The 17,788-nt window shown below is 66.7% G+C and carries 14 protein-coding genes; 6 read left to right on the forward strand and 8 right to left on the reverse strand.

Translation table 11 applies throughout. The annotated features are described in order from the left end of the window. The 4 genes from RT97_RS20255 to RT97_RS20270 form a co-directional block, all read right to left on the reverse strand. Positions 1–1,057 (reverse strand): biosynthetic peptidoglycan transglycosylase (locus RT97_RS20255; protein WP_253278276.1); only part of this gene is annotated, 1,057 nt, incomplete at its 3' end. Positions 1,058–1,145: 88 nt separating this feature from the next. Next, positions 1,146–1,715, reverse strand: a complete 570-nt coding sequence (locus RT97_RS20260; protein WP_042580621.1) for a hypothetical protein — start codon at positions 1,713–1,715, stop codon at positions 1,146–1,148. Beyond that, positions 1,696–2,625, reverse strand: coding sequence for an exosortase Q (gene xrtQ, locus RT97_RS20265; protein WP_042580622.1), 930 nt, complete (start codon positions 2,623–2,625; stop codon positions 1,696–1,698). The genes RT97_RS20260 and xrtQ overlap by 20 nt, the downstream gene beginning before the upstream one ends. Positions 2,626–2,641: 16 nt before the next feature. Next, positions 2,642–4,702: a VIT and vWA domain-containing protein gene (locus RT97_RS20270; RefSeq protein ID WP_042580623.1), complete on the reverse strand. Its 2,061-nt coding sequence runs from the start codon at positions 4,700–4,702 to the stop codon at positions 2,642–2,644. Positions 4,703–4,907: 205 nt separating this feature from the next. On the opposite strand from RT97_RS20270, the gene creD reads away from it, so the two are divergent. From creD to RT97_RS20290, 4 genes are all read left to right on the forward strand, one after another. Then, on the forward strand, positions 4,908–6,383 hold the full coding sequence (gene creD / locus RT97_RS20275; RefSeq protein ID WP_042580624.1) for a cell envelope integrity protein CreD: 1,476 nt from the start codon (positions 4,908–4,910) through the stop codon (positions 6,381–6,383). Beyond that, the gene (locus RT97_RS20280) at positions 6,380–7,672 is read left to right on the forward strand and encodes a glycoside hydrolase family 3 N-terminal domain-containing protein (protein WP_042580625.1); all 1,293 of its coding nucleotides are present in this window, start codon (positions 6,380–6,382) and stop codon (positions 7,670–7,672) included. Before creD ends, RT97_RS20280 begins: the two co-directional genes overlap by 4 nt. 13 nt (positions 7,673–7,685) lie before the next feature. Continuing rightward, complete coding sequence (locus tag RT97_RS20285) at positions 7,686–10,097, forward strand: penicillin-binding protein 1A (RefSeq protein ID WP_042580626.1); 2,412 nt, start codon at positions 7,686–7,688, stop codon at positions 10,095–10,097. A 97-nt stretch (positions 10,098–10,194) separates the two neighbouring features. Then, positions 10,195–10,800, forward strand: a complete 606-nt coding sequence (locus RT97_RS20290) for a hypothetical protein (RefSeq protein ID WP_042580627.1) — start codon at positions 10,195–10,197, stop codon at positions 10,798–10,800. Between the two features lie 5 nt (positions 10,801–10,805). Here the strand turns inward: RT97_RS20290 and creC are convergent, their stop codons facing one another. Next, positions 10,806–12,245, reverse strand: a complete 1,440-nt coding sequence (gene creC / locus RT97_RS20295; RefSeq protein WP_042580743.1) for a two-component system sensor histidine kinase CreC — start codon at positions 12,243–12,245, stop codon at positions 10,806–10,808. A 124-nt stretch (positions 12,246–12,369) separates the two neighbouring features. After that, positions 12,370–13,161, reverse strand: coding sequence for a two-component system response regulator CreB (gene creB, locus RT97_RS20300; protein ID WP_042580628.1), 792 nt, complete (start codon positions 13,159–13,161; stop codon positions 12,370–12,372). A gap of 566 nt (positions 13,162–13,727) precedes the next feature. Here creB and RT97_RS20305 point away from each other — a divergent pair. Next, positions 13,728–14,681, forward strand: coding sequence for a YcjF family protein (locus RT97_RS20305; protein WP_042580629.1), 954 nt, complete (start codon positions 13,728–13,730; stop codon positions 14,679–14,681). Between the two features lie 117 nt (positions 14,682–14,798). On the opposite strand, the gene cueR is transcribed toward RT97_RS20305, so the two are convergent. Together cueR and RT97_RS20315 are read right to left on the reverse strand one after the other, a co-directional pair. Further along, the gene (gene cueR, locus RT97_RS20310) at positions 14,799–15,200 is read right to left on the reverse strand and encodes a Cu(I)-responsive transcriptional regulator (RefSeq protein ID WP_042580630.1); all 402 of its coding nucleotides are present in this window, start codon (positions 15,198–15,200) and stop codon (positions 14,799–14,801) included. Next, a complete protein-coding gene (locus RT97_RS20315; protein ID WP_042580631.1) occupies positions 15,197–15,391 on the reverse strand; it encodes a heavy-metal-associated domain-containing protein in 195 nt (64 codons plus the stop codon). Before RT97_RS20315 ends, cueR begins: the two co-directional genes overlap by 4 nt. A 140-nt stretch (positions 15,392–15,531) precedes the next feature. On the opposite strand from RT97_RS20315, the gene RT97_RS20320 reads away from it, so the two are divergent. After that, complete coding sequence (locus tag RT97_RS20320) at positions 15,532–17,784, forward strand: heavy metal translocating P-type ATPase (protein WP_042580632.1); 2,253 nt, start codon at positions 15,532–15,534, stop codon at positions 17,782–17,784. Positions 17,785–17,788 lie beyond the last annotated feature (4 nt).

The following is a 17,788-nucleotide window of genomic DNA, read 5'->3' on the forward strand; positions in this document are numbered from 1 at the left end:
CGCGCCGCCATTGCTCGAGCACGGCCTGCGGCTTGTGCAGCATGGCGGCGAGCCACACGGCCTGCGCGGGCTCCAGCGTGCGGGCGCTGCGCTTGAAGTAGCGCCGCGCGGCCGCCTCGGCGCCGCAGATGTTGCCGCCCCAGGGTGCGTTGTCGAGGTAGAGCTGCAGGATGCGGGCCTTGCCCAGTGTCTGCTCCATCTCGACCGCGTAGAGCATTTCGCGCAGCTTGCGCTCGGCCGTGCGGTCGCTGCCGGTCACCAGCAGCTTGGCGAGTTGCTGGGTGAGCGTGCTGCCGCCGCGCTTGGTCTGGCCTTCCTTCTGGTTGTTGTCGATCGACGCGAGGATCTCGGTGATGTCGTAGCCCGCGTGCTGGAAGAAGCGCTGGTCTTCGGCCGCGATGACCGCGCGCGCCAGCCAGCTGTCGTTGGCCAACTTGGCGGACGGGCCGCAGCTCGTGCGCGCGCCGAGCATCGCCTCGGTGCCGAGCCCCTCGACCGTGAACTGGCTGATGACGGGCTGCACTGCGAAGGTGGCCTCGGGCAACACCAGCTGCCCACTCAGCGCGAGCGTGCCGCCGATGCGCGCGCGCTGCAGCTCGGGCAGGGTGGGCACCAGCACCGCGTACCACCGCGCGATGGGCGCGTCCTGCACCTTGGCGCTGAGGTGAAGGCTCTTGGGCGCCAGGCGGCCTTCCCACAGGCCCTGGAGCATGTCGGTTTCGGTGGTGCGGGGGGTGGCTTCGAATGTGCCTGTCAGGGTGTTGCCGTCGCGGCGCACGGTGGCGACCAGGCGTTCGACCTTGATCGGCTGCGTGCCCAGCGCGGGCACCTCGACGCTGCAGGGCTCGCAGCGCAGCTCCTGCAGGCCGGTGGCGTCTTTCCAGCTGAAGCGCACGGTGCCGAAACGGGTGTCGAGCGAATGGCCGTCGAGGCGCGGCGCGAACCACGGCGAAGTGGCCAGCCGCACGGCCGTCGGCACGCCGATCTCGAAATCGAGCGGACCGGCCTTCACCGACGTGCTCCACTCGCCCGCCGCCGGTGCCAGCGCGATCTTCACTATCAAAAAGATAGCTGCAAGCGCTGTCAAAACAAGGGCCAGCAGCCCGAAAAGCACAAATCGCAAGGTCTTCTTCACAAACACGCTCTCACATCGGTCTCGCCACGGTGACGGCTTGCCACGGTCCGGTCGATTGCCCGCTCGCTGCCGACCAGTACCAGGCTGAAGTGTCGGTGAAAGCAGTGCCCTGGGCATCCACGATGCGCTCGCAAACGCGGAACTTTTGCGCGCCGTGCCGTTGCGCAACAAAACAGCGCCACAAACGCTCCTGCGCGTCGCGTTCCAGCCGCGCCTGTTCGATGCGGTAACCGAGCGCGCGGTAGCAATCGGCGGCCGGATGGAGCATGCGCGTGGGCTGCTTCACCTCGCGCATCACGAGGGTCTGGGTGCCGTCGGTCATGCGGCCGATGGCGCCGGGAAAGCGGTCGGCAAAGCGTTGCTCGACCTCGCTCAGCGCGAGCGGCCGCAACGGAACGCCGTCCCACTGGCGGGGCCATTCGTGCGACATGGCGGTCTCGGCGAGTGCGTCCGGCGTGCGCAGCGCCGCCGCGGTCGACCAGAGCATGCACAACAGCATCGCCAGCGCGAAGGCGGTCTTGTGGCCGATGCGGTTGATGAAATGGTTGGCGAACCAGCGCTCAAAGAACGGTGTCGACATGGCGGCCTCCTTGCAGGGTGATCAGGCCCGGGATCGGGTGGTCGGCGGGTTCCGGCACGGCGCGTGCGGGCATCATCAGACGCGCGATGGCGCCGCACACGGCCGCCAGCACGACCAGCCCCAGCGCGTTGTGCGCCCATGGCGCCAATGCATGGCCCGCGCCCTCGAAGGCGATGAGCACGCTGTTGCGCACGATGTTGCCGGCCAGCACCAGCAGGCCGACCATCGGCAGGCGCCGCAGAAAGGCCTTGTCGCTGCGGCGCGCCCACAGCGCGACGGCACAGGCCGTGAAGTAGCCCAGCCACACCATCTGCACGCCGGAGCAAGGCGCGTCGACGATCACCAGGCGGCCGCCCACCATCAGGCTCGAGCCTTCTCGCGCCACGTCGAAGCCCGGCGCGAGCAGCCAGCGGCTGGCCTCGGCGGTCGCCACGCGCAACGGATAGCCCGCGTAGAACTGCAGCGACGACAGCAGCGGCAGTGCGAGCACCGCAAGGCCCGCCACCGGCAACGCGGCCACGCGCCTCGGCAGGAAAGCCAGCAGGCCGCAGGCCAATGCCAGCACGGCCACCAACCCCGCCGCAAGCGGCGGCAGTGCGGGCACGACACCGAGCCCCGAACGCAGCAGCGTGGCGAGCACGGTGCCGACACCCGCCAGCGCCAGCCAACCCAGGCGCGGGGAAGCGCGCAGCTCGCGCCTGCATTGCCATGCCAGCGCGGCCAGGGCGACCAGCGCCACCAGGCCCAGCGGATCGTCGGAGCCGTCGCGCATGCGCTGCACCATCCACGCCCAGGTGGGCGCGAGTGCGGCGAACTGCAGTGCGAGCCAGCCGGCGGCCGGCGTGCGGTCGATGTGGATGCCCCAATCCACGATGCGCGGATGACGGTGGGCGAGCGTTGCCAAGGACATGTTTCTTCTCGATCGTTCAGGAGGTGAAGCGGCGTGCGTCGTTGCGGCGTGCCCGGCGGCGCAGCATGGCGAGCATCGACAGCACGACGGCGATGGCACCCAGCGACTCGGGTTCGGGCGTGCTGGGCACTTCGGCGCCCAGCGCCAGGTCGCTCACGCCTTGCGGCATCGGCAGCGGCTGGTTCACGTCGACGCTGTTCTGCGGCGCGGCGTTGCGCACCACCTTGTCGACCGCGATGAAGCTCGTGTACTGCGTGAGCAGGCTGTATTTCAGGCCCAGTTCGGTGATGCGCTCCTTGAAGGCCGCGCTGCCTTCGAGCGTTTCCTGGTCGCTCAGGCTCTGGATGCGATGGCGTGCCCACAGCGTGCGCAGCGCCGCGGTGTCCAGGCGGGTGCGGTCGTCGATTCGCACTTCCTGACGGTACGGGCCGCTGGCGCTGCGGCCTTCGATGATCACGCGGCCCTTGGGTTCGCCACGCCACTTGCCGAACACGATCACCGGTCGTTCGCCGAGCACGTCGGGCAAGGCCTGGGGTTCCACGTCGTACACGTCCAAGCCGCCGAAGGTGGCTTTCACGCTGGTGAGCACCGGCGACTCCACCATGCGGCGAAAGCGCGCGGCCTGCTCGGGCGCCTGCACCGGGTCGGTGATGATGAACGGCTCGCCCATGCCGGCGCGTGCAATGCCTTCCATCAGGCTGCGGTTCACGGAAGAGCCGATGCCGAAGGCGAACACATTGGCCTTCGAGAGGTTGCTTCGCACCAGGTCGAAGGCTTCGCGCTCGACCGTCACGTAGCCGTCGGTCACCACGACCACGGTGCGCGACACGTTCTCTTCCTTCGGTTCGGCATAGACGCGCTTGAGCGCGGGGATCAGCTCGGTGCTGCCGCTGCCGCTGTAGTTCTTGATGGTGGCGAGCGCCTGCTCGATGTTGGCGCGCGTGGCGGGCACAGACTTCGGCGAAAGCATCTTGTTGCTGCCCGAGAACAGCAGCACGTTGAAGGTGTCGCTCGGGCGGAGGCTTCCGATCAGGCGCTCGAGCACCGTCTTGGCGGTGTCGAGAGGAAAGCCGTGCATCGAGCCCGAGATGTCGACCACGAAGATGTAGTCGCGCGGCGAGATCGCGCTGGCCGCCACGGCCTTGGGCGGCTCGACCATCGCGAGGAAGAAGTTCTCCGCATTCTCGCCCTGGCCCTTGTAGAGCATCAGGCCCGATTCGATCTTTTCGCCCGCGAGGCGGTAGTCGAGCACGAAGTCGCGGTTGTCGGCGGGGCGGCCGTCGGCCGTGAGCGTGATGTCGGCGTGCTGGTCTTCGTCGCTCTTCTTCACGTCGATCGCATGGGTGGTCGAGCGCACTTCCTTCAGGCCCATCGGCGTGTCGATGGTGGCCTTGAGCTTGAAGCCGGTGCTCGGCGCGACGCCTGCGGAGAGCGTGGGTTGCGCGACCCACTTGGCCTGCGCATTTTCCGATTTCGGGCTGTTGTAGCGCGGGCCGACCACGGTCGGGAACACGAACTCGTAGTTGCCCGATTGCGGCACCAGCAGCTCGGTGTAGCGCAGCTCCACCTTCACATCGTCGCCGGGCAGGATGTTGGCGACGTTCATCTGGAACACGTTGGGCAGGTGCTGCTCGAGCAGCGCGGCGGTCTTGCCTTCTTTCTTGGCGGTGTCGTACTCGATCTGCGCCTGCTGCTTCTCGCGGATCTGCGCGGTGATGAGGCGATCGGCCAACCGGACATTGAGACCGCTCACGGCAGCCTTGGTCGAACCGGGAAATACGTATTTGGCTTCGATGGCGCGCTGGCCTTCGTTGCGGTAGGTCTGCGTGACCGTGACATCGGCGATCACGCCCGAGATCTTCACGGCGACTTCCGTGCCCTTGAGCGGCAGGCGATCGACCGAGGGGTCGTCGCTCTTGACGAAGAAGTACGGGCTCTCCGTCTTCAGGCGCGGGCCGGCGGGCGCTTCCTGCGCATGCACCGGCCGCAGGCCCATGGCGATGAAGCCCGCGGTCGCCAGGCTCACGGTGGCGAGCCAGAGCCAGCGGCCGGGACGTGGGGTGGTGATGGGGTTCATGGCGGCGGTCCTTGTCCGTGCGAACTTGCACGGCCGCAACTTTCGACACCGCACGAGAAGTCAGTTGGAAGGCTCCTTGAAGTCGCCGGTCACGCGCGCGGCGCTGTGTGAAGCCTGTGTGAAGTGACGCCGTCCGGGTGCTTCACACAACCTTCGGATCGCGCGGAGAGCATCGCCGCTCCGCTACAGACGAGGAGAAAAAATCATGCTTCAGTTCCTGAAGGCCCTCCAGGCTTCCGTGCTGGCCAAGGTGGCCGGCCTGTTCTTCCTGGTGCTGCTGCTTTGCATTCCGCTGGCAGAAATCGATTCGATCAATCGCCAGCGCGGCGAGAGCCAGCGCGAAGCGGCCGAGGAACTCGCCGCCACCTACGCCAGCCGCCAGACCATGGTCGGTCCGCTGTTGCTGGTTCCGTATGTCGAGCGCTGGATGGAGCCCCTGCGCGATGCGCAAGGCAAGGTGATCGGCCAGGAGCAACGCAGCAAGGAAATGGCCCACGTGGTGTTTCCCGACAAGCTGCACCTCGAAGGCTCGATGACGCCGCAGGAGCGCTATCGCGGCATCTTCAAGATTCCGTTCTACACGCTCAACGCCACGCTGAGCGGCGGTTTCGCAGCCTTCGACCCCAAGGCCTTGCCGCACAGCGAAACCGACTCGAAGATCGAGTTCAAGGCGCCGTTCATCGCCTTCAATGTGAGCGACCTGCGCGGCCTCGACGGCTCGCCGGCGCTGGTGATGGCCGGCGAGGCATTGCGCTTCAAGCAACGCGTGCCGGGCATCGCCGACGACGCCTGGTTCGCCGATGGCATCCATGCGCCCGTCACCGGCGCAGCGCTCGCGGCATGGCAGGCCAACACGCCGCTCTCCTTCGAGATGAAGCTCGGCCTGGTCGGCCAGGACACCCTCGCGATCGCCCCCATTGCCGAAGAAACCACCGCGCGCCTCACCTCGCCCTGGGCGCACCCGAGTTTTGGCGGCCGCTTTCTCGCTGCGGAACGCAACGTAACGCCGCAGGGCTTCGATGCGCAATGGCGCATTTCGTCGCTCGTGACCTCCGCGCGCGAGCAGGTGCGCGCCGGGCTTTCAGGCCGCGGCGATGCCATCGACGTCGCGGCCACCGCCGCAACGGCAAGCAGCGCCCGTGCGCAACGCAATCTCGGCCCGCTGCAGACTTTCGACGTGTCGCTCGCGCAGCCCATCAACGTCTATTCGATGAGCACGCGCGCCGGCAAGTACGGCATGCTCTTCATCGGCCTGGTGCTGATGGCGGCCTTCATGTTCGAGCTCTTTCGCAAGTTGCGCCTGCACCCGATCCAGTACGGCCTGGTGGGCCTCTCGATCGCGCTGTTCTTCCTGCTGCTGCTCGCGCTGTCCGAGAAGTTCGCGTTCTGGGTCGCCTATGCGAGCGCGGCCACCGCGAGCGTTGCACTGCTTGCCGTGTACTTCAGTGCGGTGCTCGGCGGATGGCAGCGCGGCCTCTCGTTCGGTGCTTTCATCGCACTCCTGTACGGCGCGCTCTACGGACTGCTTGCCTCAGAGAGCAATGCCTTGCTGCTCGGTGCATTGCTGATCTTCGGCATGCTCGCCACGTTGATGCTGGTGACGCGCAAGGTCGACTGGTACGCGCTGTCGCGGCGCGCCGAGCCCATCCCGCCCGCCCAGTCGGCTGCACAAGGCGCATGAAACTCCTGCGCTTCGCACTCGGCGCCCTGGGCTGGCTGGCCCTGGCCGCGCTGTGGTTCTGGGCCTGGCACCTGAAGGACCCGCACCTGCGCTTCATGCGTGCGTGGGAGTTGCCGATGTTGCTGGGCGCGCTGTGCGTGAGCGCGGCGACCGCATGGCGATGCGGCCGGCGCGCGCTGCGCCCGGTGTCGCTGGGCGTGGTGTTCGCGGCACTGCTCACGGCCCTCGGCAACGAAGCGGCGAGCGTGCGGCACCGGGCCGATGTGGCGGCTTCATCCGGGCGGGTGGCCCAGACGCTCGGCGCGCACTTCATGGTCGGCTACGACGATGCGAAGGACCTGCATGAACTCGCGCGCAAGGGCCTGATCGGCGGCGTGTTCATCACGGGCCGCAACGTGAAGGGGCGCACAGCCGCCGATCTGCGCAGGGAGATCGACGACCTGCAGGCGCTGCGCCGCGAAGCCGGCCTGCCTGCGCTGATCGTCGCGACGGACCAGGAGGGCGGCGCGGTCTCCCGCCTCTCGCCATTGATCGAACGCCAGCCCGGTCTCTCCACGCTGCTGGACGCCGACGTGCCCGAGGCCGAACTCACGCGGCGCGCCCATGCCTACGGCGCGCAACAAGGCCGTTCGCTCGACGCGCTCGGCATCACGCTCAACTTCAGTCCCGTGGTCGACCTGCGCACCGGACGTGCACCGGGCAAGTGGGACTTCCACACCCGCATCGACGAACGCGCCATCTCGGCCGACCCCGCACTCACCGCGCAGGTGGCGCTCGCTTACGAGCAAGGCCTCGAATCGGCTGGCGTGCGCGGCACCCTCAAGCACTTTCCCGGTCTCGGGGGCGTAACCGAAGACACGCACCACTTCGCAGCGACGCTGCGCACGCCCGTCGCCCAACTTGCAACACATGACTGGAAGCCGTTTCAAGACGTGTCGAAAAACTCGGGCGCCGCCATCATGCTCGGCCATGTGGTCGTTCCGGAACTCGATGCGGACTATCCGGCCTCTTTCTCGCGCAAAATCGTGCACCAGCTGATTCGCGGCGAGTGGGGCTTCCAGGGCCTGCTCGTCACCGACGATCTGACGATGGGCGCGGCCTACAACCGCGGGTTGTGCAACGCCACGATCCGCGCCCTCGATGCCGGTGTGGACCTGTTGTTGATCGCCTTCGACCACGACAAGTATTTCGACGCCATGCATTGCGCGCAGCAGGCCGCGCAGCGCGGCGTACTCGACCTGCCGATGCTGGAACGCAGCGGCGCCCGCCGGCTCCAACCCCTTCGCTAGCAGCCCTCTTCCTATGTTCAAACGTTCAAGCTCCTCCCGACCCGAAGACGGCGCCACCCCTGAAGACGCCAACGACCGCAACGCCCGCTGGCGGCTCATCGGCAAATGGAGCGCCATCGTGGTGGGCTCCGGCGCACTGGTGGTGCTGGTCGCGTCCATCGTCACGGTGGTCGCCATCTATCCGAAACTGCCCGACATTTCCGAGCTCGCGGACTACCGGCCCAAGCTGCCGCTGCGCGTGTATTCCACCGAAGGCACGTTGATCGGCGAGTTCGGCGAAGAGCGCCGCACCCTCACGCCGTTCGCGAGCATTCCCAAGGTCATGAAAGACGCCGTGCTCGCCGTGGAGGACGCACGCTTCTACGACCATGGCGGCGTCGACTACAAGGGCTTCATGCGCGCCGCGGTGGCCAGCATGAAGGGCGGGCGCAAGCAAGGTGCCTCGACCATCACGATGCAGGTGGCACGCAACGTCTACCTGAGTTCGGAGCGCACGCTCAGCCGCAAGACCTACGAGATCATGCTGGCCTTCCGCCTGGAGCAGCAGCTCACGAAGGACCAGATCCTGGAGATCTACCTGAACCAGATCTACCTGGGCAACCGCGCCTACGGCTTCGCCGCCGCATCCGAGACGTACTTCGGCAAGCCCCTGCAGAACGTGACCGTCGCCGAGGCCGCGATGCTCGCCGGTTTGCCCAAGGCCCCCGGCGCGAACAACCCGGTGGCCAACCCGCGCCGTGCGCGGGCGCGCCAGCTCTACGTGATCGACCGCATGCAGGAGACCGGCTTCATCACCGCCGAGCAGGCGGCCGAAGCGAAAAAAGAAGAGCTGCACCTGCGCGATGCCGCCGACCCCAACCGCCTGCATGCCGAGTACGTCGCCGAAACCGTGCGGCAGATGATGTACACGCAGTACGGCGACAGCATCTACACCAGCGGCATGAAGGTCTACACCTCGCTGGTCGCGGCCGACCAGGCGGCGGCCTACAAGTCGCTGCGCAAGGGCATCATGGATTACGAGCGGCGCCAGGTCTATCGGGGGCCCGAGAAGTTCGTGGACCTCCCGGCCGAGCAGAAGGAGGTCGACGATGCCGTGGACGATGCGCTTGCAGAACACCCGGACAACGGCGACGTGATCGCGGCGGTGGTGCTCGATGCCAACGCGAAGGAAATCAACGCCGTGCGCGCCAACGGCGAAGCGATCCAGATCACCGGCGAAGGTCTCAAGCCCGCGCAGTCGGGCCTCGCGGCCAAGGCCCCGCCCAACATCAAGATCCGCCGCGGCGCGGTGATCCGCGTGGCGAAGACCGCCAAGGGCACCTGGGAGATCACCCAGCTGCCCGAAGTCGAAGGCGCCTTCATCGCCATGGACCCGCGCAGCGGCGCGATCAAGGCACTGGTGGGCGGTTTCGATTTCGGCAAGAACAAGTTCAACCACGTGACGCAGGCATGGCGCCAACCGGGCTCGAGCTTCAAGCCCTTCATCTATTCGGCCGCGCTCGAAAAGGGCTTCACCCCGGCCACCGTGGTGAACGATGCGCCGCTGTATTTCGATGCCAACGCCAACGGCGGCCAGCCCTGGGAGCCGAAGAATTTCGAAGGTACCTACGAAGGTCCGATGCCGCTGCGCACCGCGTTGATGAAGTCCAAGAACCTCGTCACGCTGCGCGTGCTTCAGTCGATCGGCACGCCCTATGCGCAGGACTGGGTCACCAAGTTCGGATTCGACAAGGACAAGCAGCCCGCCAACCTGCCGATGGGCCTGGGCGCCGGTTCGGTCACGCCGATGCAGATGGCGGTGGGCTACTCGGTGTTCGCCAACGGCGGCTACCGAGTCAATCCGTACCTGGTCACGCGCGTCACCGACATGAAGGACAAGGTCATCATGGAAACCGAGCCGCCGGTGCTCGACGAAGCGCGGCGCGCCATTCCCCAGCGCAACGCCTTCGTCATGGATTCGCTGCTGCAAAGCGTGGTGCGGGGCGGCACCGCGTTCAAGGCGCACCAGGCCTTGAAGCGCGACGACCTCTACGGCAAGACCGGCACCACCAACGATTCATTCGACACCTGGTTCGCGGGCTTCCAGCCCACGCGCGTGGGCATCGCATGGATCGGCTACGACACGCCGCGCCAGCTCGGCGTGCGCGGCGAAACCGGCGGCAGCCTGAGCCTGCCGATCTGGATCGGCTACATGCAATCGGCGCTGCAAGGCGTGCCGGTGACCCAACCCGCCGCGCCGCCCGGCGTGGTGAACATCGACGGCGAGTGGTACTTCGACGACTTCACGCCGGGCCACAACGTGGCGAGCCTGGGCCTGGAGAACGCCGAGCAGGCGCCGCCGCCGGTGGAAGAACTCACGGGCGCACCGATCGGCGCGCCGCCGCCGCCTGAAGAGCGCAACCGCATCCTCGATTTCTTCAGATAGCGCCGGATAGCGCCAGGAAGAGGCGGCGAAAAAAGGGGAGGGTCACCGGGTCTCTACACTCGGTGCCGTCCCCTTTTCGCTTTGGCCCAACGCATTCATGGAAATCCTTACGCTGGTGGCGCTGCTCCTTGTCGGCGCCTACATCCTCAAGTCCAGAGACCAGCGCCAGCGCATCGCGCTGCTGGGAAGCCACCTGGGCAAGTACCAGATCGAGAAGCTGATGGAGAGCCTGACCCAGGGCTACCTGCGGTGCCTGGGCGAAGACGACCCCGAACGCCGCCAGCAGATCTGGAGCCTGCTCGACACCACCGAGCAGCAGCTCTCGGCGCAGTTCGACAGCTTTGCAGCCGAGTTCGCTCGCGTTCCCGAAACGGAAACGCGCGTGAGCAAGCTGCCCATCTCCATTCCCTACGCGCACAAGCTCTTTCCGTCCGCGACTTTCGATCTGCGCGAAGCGTTGAAGATCCATGCGCGCGGCATTGCCGGCGTGACGAAGAATGCGTCGGGCCGCTCGGCCAAGTCCAAGGCCTTCACCATGTCGGCCGAACTGTTCCTGATGCAGCACACCTGCCACTGGTTCTGCAAGTCGAAAACGGTGGCATCGGCCCGCATGCTGGCGCGGCACCAGACCTCGTACGAGCAACTGCTCGACGCGGTGAGCCCCGAGACCCGCAACGCCTACGGCGCCCTGACGGGCCAGTGACCCGGTCAGTGGTGTGACGCCAGCGGCAGCGTGAGCGTGGCCACCGCGCCGCCGCGCACCGCGTTGCCCAGCTCGATGCGGCCGCGGTGCAGCGCCGCAATCTCCTTGACGAACGCCAGCCCGAGCCCCGTGCTTTTCTTCTGGTTGTGCGGCCGCGCGAGCGAATAGAACTTCTGGAAGACCTTCTCCTGCGCGTACTCCGGGATGCCGGGTCCGTGGTCGCGCACGCTCACGCGCGCGAGCTTGGCGGTGGTCTCCAGCGTCAACAGCACTTCGCTGTCGGGCGGTGAGAAGTCGATCGCGTTGTCCAGCAGGTTGCTGATCGCGCGGCGCAGGAGGAACGGATCGCCCTCGGTGCTCGCCTCGGCGCGGATGTTCACCAGGAGGCGGATGTTGCGCTTGGCTGCCGCGGGCTGCGCGCTGATGGCGATGTCGTCGATCAGCGAAGCCAGCGGCACGGGTTCGGTTCGCTCCAGCGCCCGCCGCGTTTCGAGCGCGGTGAGCTCCATCATGCGGTCGACGATTTCCTGGATGCGCTGCGTCTCGCGTTCGATGTTCTTGAGGAACCGCTCACGCTCCGCATGCGGCATCGATGGCTCCTGCAGCAACTCGGCCGCACCGCGAATCGCGGAGAGCGGGCTCTTCACTTCGTGCGTGAAGGTCTGCACGTAGTCGGCAACGTAGTTGCGGCCCGTGAGCGCATCGCGCATTTCGCTGAAGCCGGTGCGCACCGCGTCGACCGCGCGCCGCGCCATGCGCGAGACGCTTAGGCTTCGCTGTGCGCGTACCCAGGTCCAGTAATCGGAGATCAGCCCGAACGGCCGCACCAGCCAGACCGAGACGATCAGCGCCAGCAGCAACAACGCCAGGCCCGAACCCACGCCGACCCACAGCGTGCGGGCACGCGCGTCTTCCACGAACTGGCCGAAGCTCTGCACCGGCTTGCCGACGCTGACCATGCCGACGATCTCGTTGTTCCAGCGAACGGGCGCACCGACATACATCACCGAGGTGCGCGGATCGCCGTCGACATCGCGCGACGTGCGCGCACCGTACACGCCGGCGAGCGTGCGGCTCACGTCGCTCCACTGCGAATAATCGGCGCCCAGGTGCCTGCCGAGCGAATCGAACATCACGCGGCCGCTGCGGTCGGTCACGTAGACGCGCAGTTCCACCTGGCTCTTGTGCAGGTTGTAGATCTGCGCCGAGAACTCGCGCGCATAGACCGTGCGGAACAGCGGCTCCAGCCGTGCGGTGTTGATGGCGCCCGCGATCACGTCCTGCTCGACCAGGCTGGCCATCAATTGCGAGGTCTCGACCAGCGATTCCTCGGCCGATTCGCGGTAGCGCGGATCGATGTCCGACACCACGCGGTAAAGCAGGAAGGCGATACCCGCCGTGTAGATCAGCAGGATCCCGATGAATATCCGCGTTCGCCGGGTCACGGCTTGGCGCCCCACCAGGCTTGCCCACTCCGTGTGGCCGCCAACCCCCTCGCCGGGGGCAATACCTGCGGCCCGGCAAAGCCGGTTCCGCGGTATTCCACGAAAAGGCAGACCTGGGCCGATGTCATGCCTTGGATGGAAGTTCTTCGTTCAGCGCATAGCCGGTCCCGCGCAGCGTGCGGATCGGCTCGACGTCGGGCGCGACCGTCTTGAGCTTGGCGCGCAGCGTCTTGATGTGCGCATCGACCGTGCGGTCGAAGCTGTCGCTGGCATCGTCCCAGACGTGTTCCAGCAGTTCGTCGCGCGTGAAGACGCGGCCCGGCCGCTGAACGAGCAGCCGCAGGAGCCCGTATTCGTAGCGGGAGAGCTCAAGTAGCCGACCGTAGTACCGGATCTGCATCCGCTCGTTGTCGACCGCGAAGGGCATTGGCGGGGTCTGTGGCGCCGCTGGAGGCGCTGCGGGCGGATTTTGAGGGGGTACCCCGGTTCCGGGCGCCGCGGCCGTTCCGGGGCCTCCAGCGCTGTTTCGCGTGCTGCGCCGCAGGATGGTGCGCACCCGGGCGACCAGTTCGCGCGGCGAAAACGGCTTGGCGATGTAGTCGTCGGCGCCCAGTTCCAGCCCCACCACGCGGTCGATTTCGTCGCTGCGGGCCGTGAGGAACAGCATCGGTATCTCTGGCCCGCCCTGCGACTGGTTCAGCGCCCGAAGGCGCTTGAAAAGCTCGAAGCCGTTGAGATCGGGAAGGCCGATGTCCAGGATAGCCAGCGCGGGCGGCTCCTGCGCGAACTGCGCGATCGCTTCTTCGGCGGTGGCGCACCAGACCGGCGTGAAGCCGTCGCTCTTGAGGACGTATTGCAGCGTGTCGGCGATGCCCGATTCGTCTTCGGCGATCAGGATCCGGGGTTTGAAGCTCATCCGCGAATGTTACCGAGGGGAGGGAAGACGGCGATGCCGGTTTTCGACCGAGGCGCCGGGACCGGCGCGGCCTTTCGCGGGCTTTTTTTTGGCGCGGCGCTCTTTCTGTCTTCTATTTCTTATTCTTCTTATTCAAATTAGTAGTAGTAGATAAGGGAAGCGCTCTTCTGTGGACAGGGCGCTTTTTTCGTTATGCGACAAGGACTTGTCACAGCTGCGTCACTGTGCGCAGCTGCGCTTCCGGGATGTACCCGCAAAAGGGACAACATCGGCTAACCCTCGCGGCCTGTGGATAACCCATGGCTTGTGCCAGAACTCTCCCCAGAGTTGTCCTTTGACAGTGTCGGGGAAATCTGCGAAAGGCAGTTTTTGGTACTAATAATTCATTGCCTCATATTTGGGCAATATGTAGATTTCCCTTTTAAATCAAGCACTTGCCGCACCCCTACACAGAAGTGCCGAGGTTATCCACAGAGTTGCCCAAGTTTTGTGGGGAGAACGCCCGAGGAACCTTCGAGCCCCCGGACAACCCAACGCCGTCCTTCACATTGCGAAAAATATCGAACATGACACCTTCAGAAACCAAGGCCATCGTGACCCTGAGCCTGCTGGCTGCCTTTGTCGACGGCGATAAGCACGAGCGCGAACGCGCCGAGATCAAGCGCATTGCGGAGGGCCTGTCGCAGGCCGACGGGTTGAACCTGCCGACGCTTTACCAGGACGTGCTGATGAAGCGCGTTTCCCTCGCTTCGGTGGCCGGCGAACTGACCAGCAACGAATCCAGGCAGCTCGCCTACGAAATGGCGGTGTGCGTGTGCGATGCCGACGGCGCGCAATCGGAATCGGAGCGCATGTTCCTCATGGATGTGCGCACCTCGCTCGGCCTTGACGCCTCGGCGGCGCGTTTCTCCCAGCAGGCCGAGGAAATTGCCGCGGTGCCCGTGGCCGCTGCGGCAGGCACCGCCGTCGCGGCGGTTGCCACTCCCAATGCAGTCAACGCGCCCGACAGCGCCGAGCTCGACAAGTCGATCCTCAATGCCGCCATCCTCAACGGCGCGCTCGAATTGCTGCCCGAGACGCTCTCGACCATGGCAATCATTCCGCTGCAGATGAAGCTGGTCTATCGCATCGGCCAGGCGCACGGCTACCAACTCGACAGCGGGCACGTCAAGGATTTCCTGGCCACGGTCGGCGTGGGTTTGACCTCGCAGTACCTGGAGCAGGCCGGGCGCAAGCTGCTCGGCGGCTTGCTCAGCAAGGTGGGCGGCGGGCTGCTGCGCGGTCTTGGCAACCAGGCCGTGAGCTCGGGCATGAGCTTCGCCTCGACCTATGCGCTCGGCCATGTGGCCAAGCGCTACTACGCCGGCGGCCGCACGCTCTCGACGCAGATGCTCAAGGACACGTTCTCGGGCGTGGTGAAGGAAGGGCAGAGCCTGCAGACGCAATACCTGCCGGCTATCCAAGAGAAGGCCCGCACGCTGGATGCAGGCAAGGTGCTCTCGCTCGTGCGAGGCGCCTGAAACAGGCTCTCCCCCAGGCTTCGCGCACTGCGTGTCGCTTCTCCAACCCCCTCGCCGGGGGCAACACCAGCGGCCCGGCAAAGCCGGTTCCGCGGTGTTTCTGGATGAGAGAGTTGGCTAAACCTTGCTCAGGTCGTCCAGGATCGGGCAGTCGGGGCGCGCATCGCCATGACAGCAATGCACGAGGTGCGCGAGCGTGTTGCGCATCGACTGCATGTCCGCGATGCGCTGCTCCAATTCGCCTAGGTGCTTCTGTGCAATCCGCTTGACGCTCGAACTCGCGCGCCGGCGGTTGTGCCAGAGGCCTACCAGCTCGGCGATTTCTTCCATCGAAAAACCCAGGTCGCGTGAGCGCTTGATGAAGCGCAGCGTGTGCACGTCGGCCTCGCCGTACTGCCGGTAGCCGCTGTCTGTGCGCGCCACCGCCGGCAGGAGGCCCAGCCCCTCGTAGTGCCGGACCATGCGTGCCGACACGCCCGACAGGCGCGCGGCTTCGCCGATGGCGACCTGGCCCGTCATTGAACCGCGTAGCCCGCGTTCTCGATCGCCGCCACGATGTCCTTGCGCGGCTGCGCGCTCAGCACGTCGACATGGCCCGTCTCGAGGTCCACGGTGACCTGCGCTTCGGGATCGACCGTCTGCACCGCGTTCTGCACAGCGTTCACGCAGTGGCCGCAGCTCATGCCCGAGACCTGGAATTTCTGGCTCATCGTTCTGACTCCTTCTTTGGTGGATGAATGAATGAAATGCGCCGCCAGTTTGAACCCTCTCACGATGTCAATGTCCAGCGAAGGGGCACTTCGGACTCGGCCTTGACCTTGCCATGGTGTGAGGCTTTAGTCTTCGGCACATGGAAACCCTGCAACCGATTCCCTCGACCGCCATTGCCACTGCCACCACGCTGGACCTCTCGGTCGGCGGCATGACCTGCGCTTCGTGTGTGATGCGCGTGGAACGCGCGTTGAAGAACGTGCCCGGCGTGCAGGACGTGAGCGTGAACCTCGCGACCGAATCGGCACGAGTGGTCACCACCGATGCAGACGGCATGGATGCGCGACTGCGCCGCGCCGTGCGGGCCGCAGGCTACGAGCCGCGCGCGGCGAGCAGCGCGGCCGACGAAGCGGCCGCATTGTCGCCGTGGCATGGTTTCGGCCCGGTGGCCATCGGGCTGGCGCTGTCGATTCCGCTGTTGGCGCCGATGCTCGGCGATCCGTTAGGGCAAGACTGGATGCTGCCGCCCTGGCTGCAACTGCTGCTCGCTGCGCCGGTGCAGTTCTGGCTGGGCGCGCGCTTCTATCGCGCGGGCTGGCATGCGGCCAAGGCCCGCACCGGCAACATGGATCTGCTGGTGGCACTCGGCACCAGCGCGGCCTTCGGGTTGTCGCTGTGGCTGTGGTGGCGCGCAGCCACTGGCGAACATGCGGGTCACGGCGAGATGCCGCATCTCTATTTCGAGGCTGCCGCGGTGGTGATCACGCTGGTGCTGCTCGGCAAGTGGCTCGAGGCGCGTGCCAAGCGCCAGGCGACCTCCGCGATCCGCGCGCTGCAGCAGTTGCGGCCCGAAGTGGCTCACCTGGTCGGCGCGCGCGGCGAGAGCGATGTGCCGCTCGCCGAGGTGATGGTGGGCGACCGCCTTGCCGTGCGGCCCGGCGAGCGCGTGCCGGCCGATGCGCGGGTGATAGAAGGGCAGTCCGAGGTCGACGAATCGATGCTCACCGGCGAACCCCTGCCGGTGGCCAAGGGACCCGGCGATGCGCTCACGGGCGGTGCGGTCAACGGCGATGGCCGCATGGTCATCGAGGTGAGCGCGATCGGTGCCGAGAGCGTGCTGGCACGCATCATCCGCCTGGTCGAGGACGCACAGGCCGCCAAGGCGCCGATCCAGCGGCTGGTCGACAAGGTCGCGGCCGTTTTCGTACCGGTGGTGCTGGTGATTGCGCTGGTCACGCTGGTCGGTTGGCTCGTCGCGGGCGCGGGCGTCGAAACCGCATTGATCCACGCGGTTGCCGTGCTGGTGATCGCCTGTCCGTGTGCGCTCGGCCTTGCAACGCCGGTCGCGGTGATGGCGGGAACCGGCGTGGCTGCACGGCACGGCATCCTGATCAAGGACGCGCGTTCGCTGGAAATCGCGCACCGCGTCGATACCGTGGCTTTCGACAAGACCGGCACGCTGACATTGGGCCGGCCCGTGCTCACTGCGTTGCTGCCGGTTGCGGGCATCGAGGTCACCGAAGACCAACTGCTGGCCACCGCAGCCAGCCTTCAAGGCGGCAGCGAACACCCGCTTGCACGCGCGGTGCTCGGCGCCGCGGCGCAGCGCGGCGTGCAGGCACCGCCCCTGGGTGCGATGCAGGCCATGCCGGGCCGCGGTGTTCGCGGTGAAGTGAACGGCGCCACCTGGGCCATCGCGAGCCTGCGCTGGTGCAGGGAGCTCGATGCGATGCCAGCGGAAGGCGAGATCGAAAGCCTGCAGGCGCAAGGCGCCACGGTATCGGCGCTGCTGCGTTTGGACGAAGCGGGCGCCGCGCATGTGCAGGCTTTGCTGGCCTTCGCCGACGAACCCAAGCCAGAGGCTGCCGAAGCCATTCGCACGCTGCGTGCAAGAGGCCTGCGCGTGGTGATGATCTCCGGCGACAACCTGCGCGCGGCGCAGGCGATGGCGGCGCGGCTCGGCATTGCCGTGGAGGATGTACGCGCCGATGTGCTGCCGGCCGACAAGGCCGCGCAGGTCAGCGCGTTGCGCCGCAACGGCCACGTCGTCGCGATGGTCGGCGACGGCGCCAACGACGCACCTGCGCTTGCCGCGGCCGACGTGGGCATCGCGATGGCGCCCTCGGGCGGCGGCACCGACGTGGCGATGGAAGCCGCCGGCATCACGCTGATGCGCGGCGACCTCGCGCTGGTGGCCCAGGCGTTCGAACTCTCGGCACGCACCGTGTCGAAGATCCGCCAGAACCTGTTCTGGGCCTTCGCCTACAACGTGGCCGGCATTCCGCTCGCCGCCTTCGGCCTGCTCAGTCCGGTGGTGGCCGGCGCGGCGATGGCGCTGTCCAGCGTGAGCGTGATGGCGAATGCATTGCTGCTGCGCCGCTGGAAGCCCTGAGCTG

The organism is Variovorax paradoxus (genome assembly GCF_000834655.1).
Lineage (GTDB): Bacteria > Pseudomonadota > Gammaproteobacteria > Burkholderiales > Burkholderiaceae_C > Variovorax > Variovorax paradoxus_F.

Excerpts from the sequence above, each read along its gene's own strand:
- RT97_RS20260 (WP_042580621.1), bottom strand. The coding sequence starts at position 1,715 with ATGTCGACACCGTTCTTTGAGCGCTGGTTCGCCAACCATTTCATCAAC.
- xrtQ (WP_042580622.1), bottom strand. The coding sequence starts at position 2,625 with ATGTCCTTGGCAACGCTCGCCCACCGTCATCCGCGCATCGTGGATTGG.
- RT97_RS20270 (WP_042580623.1), bottom strand. The coding sequence starts at position 4,702 with ATGAACCCCATCACCACCCCACGTCCCGGCCGCTGGCTCTGGCTCGCC.
- creD (WP_042580624.1), top strand. The coding sequence starts at position 4,908 with ATGCTTCAGTTCCTGAAGGCCCTCCAGGCTTCCGTGCTGGCCAAGGTG.
- RT97_RS20280 (WP_042580625.1), top strand. The coding sequence starts at position 6,380 with ATGAAACTCCTGCGCTTCGCACTCGGCGCCCTGGGCTGGCTGGCCCTG.
- RT97_RS20285 (WP_042580626.1), top strand. The coding sequence starts at position 7,686 with ATGTTCAAACGTTCAAGCTCCTCCCGACCCGAAGACGGCGCCACCCCT.
- RT97_RS20290 (WP_042580627.1), top strand. The coding sequence starts at position 10,195 with ATGGAAATCCTTACGCTGGTGGCGCTGCTCCTTGTCGGCGCCTACATC.
- creB (WP_042580628.1), bottom strand. The coding sequence starts at position 13,161 with ATGAGCTTCAAACCCCGGATCCTGATCGCCGAAGACGAATCGGGCATC.
- RT97_RS20305 (WP_042580629.1), top strand. The coding sequence starts at position 13,728 with ATGACACCTTCAGAAACCAAGGCCATCGTGACCCTGAGCCTGCTGGCT.
- cueR (WP_042580630.1), bottom strand. The coding sequence starts at position 15,200 with ATGACGGGCCAGGTCGCCATCGGCGAAGCCGCGCGCCTGTCGGGCGTG.
- RT97_RS20315 (WP_042580631.1), bottom strand. The coding sequence starts at position 15,391 with ATGAGCCAGAAATTCCAGGTCTCGGGCATGAGCTGCGGCCACTGCGTG.
- RT97_RS20320 (WP_042580632.1), top strand. The coding sequence starts at position 15,532 with ATGGAAACCCTGCAACCGATTCCCTCGACCGCCATTGCCACTGCCACC.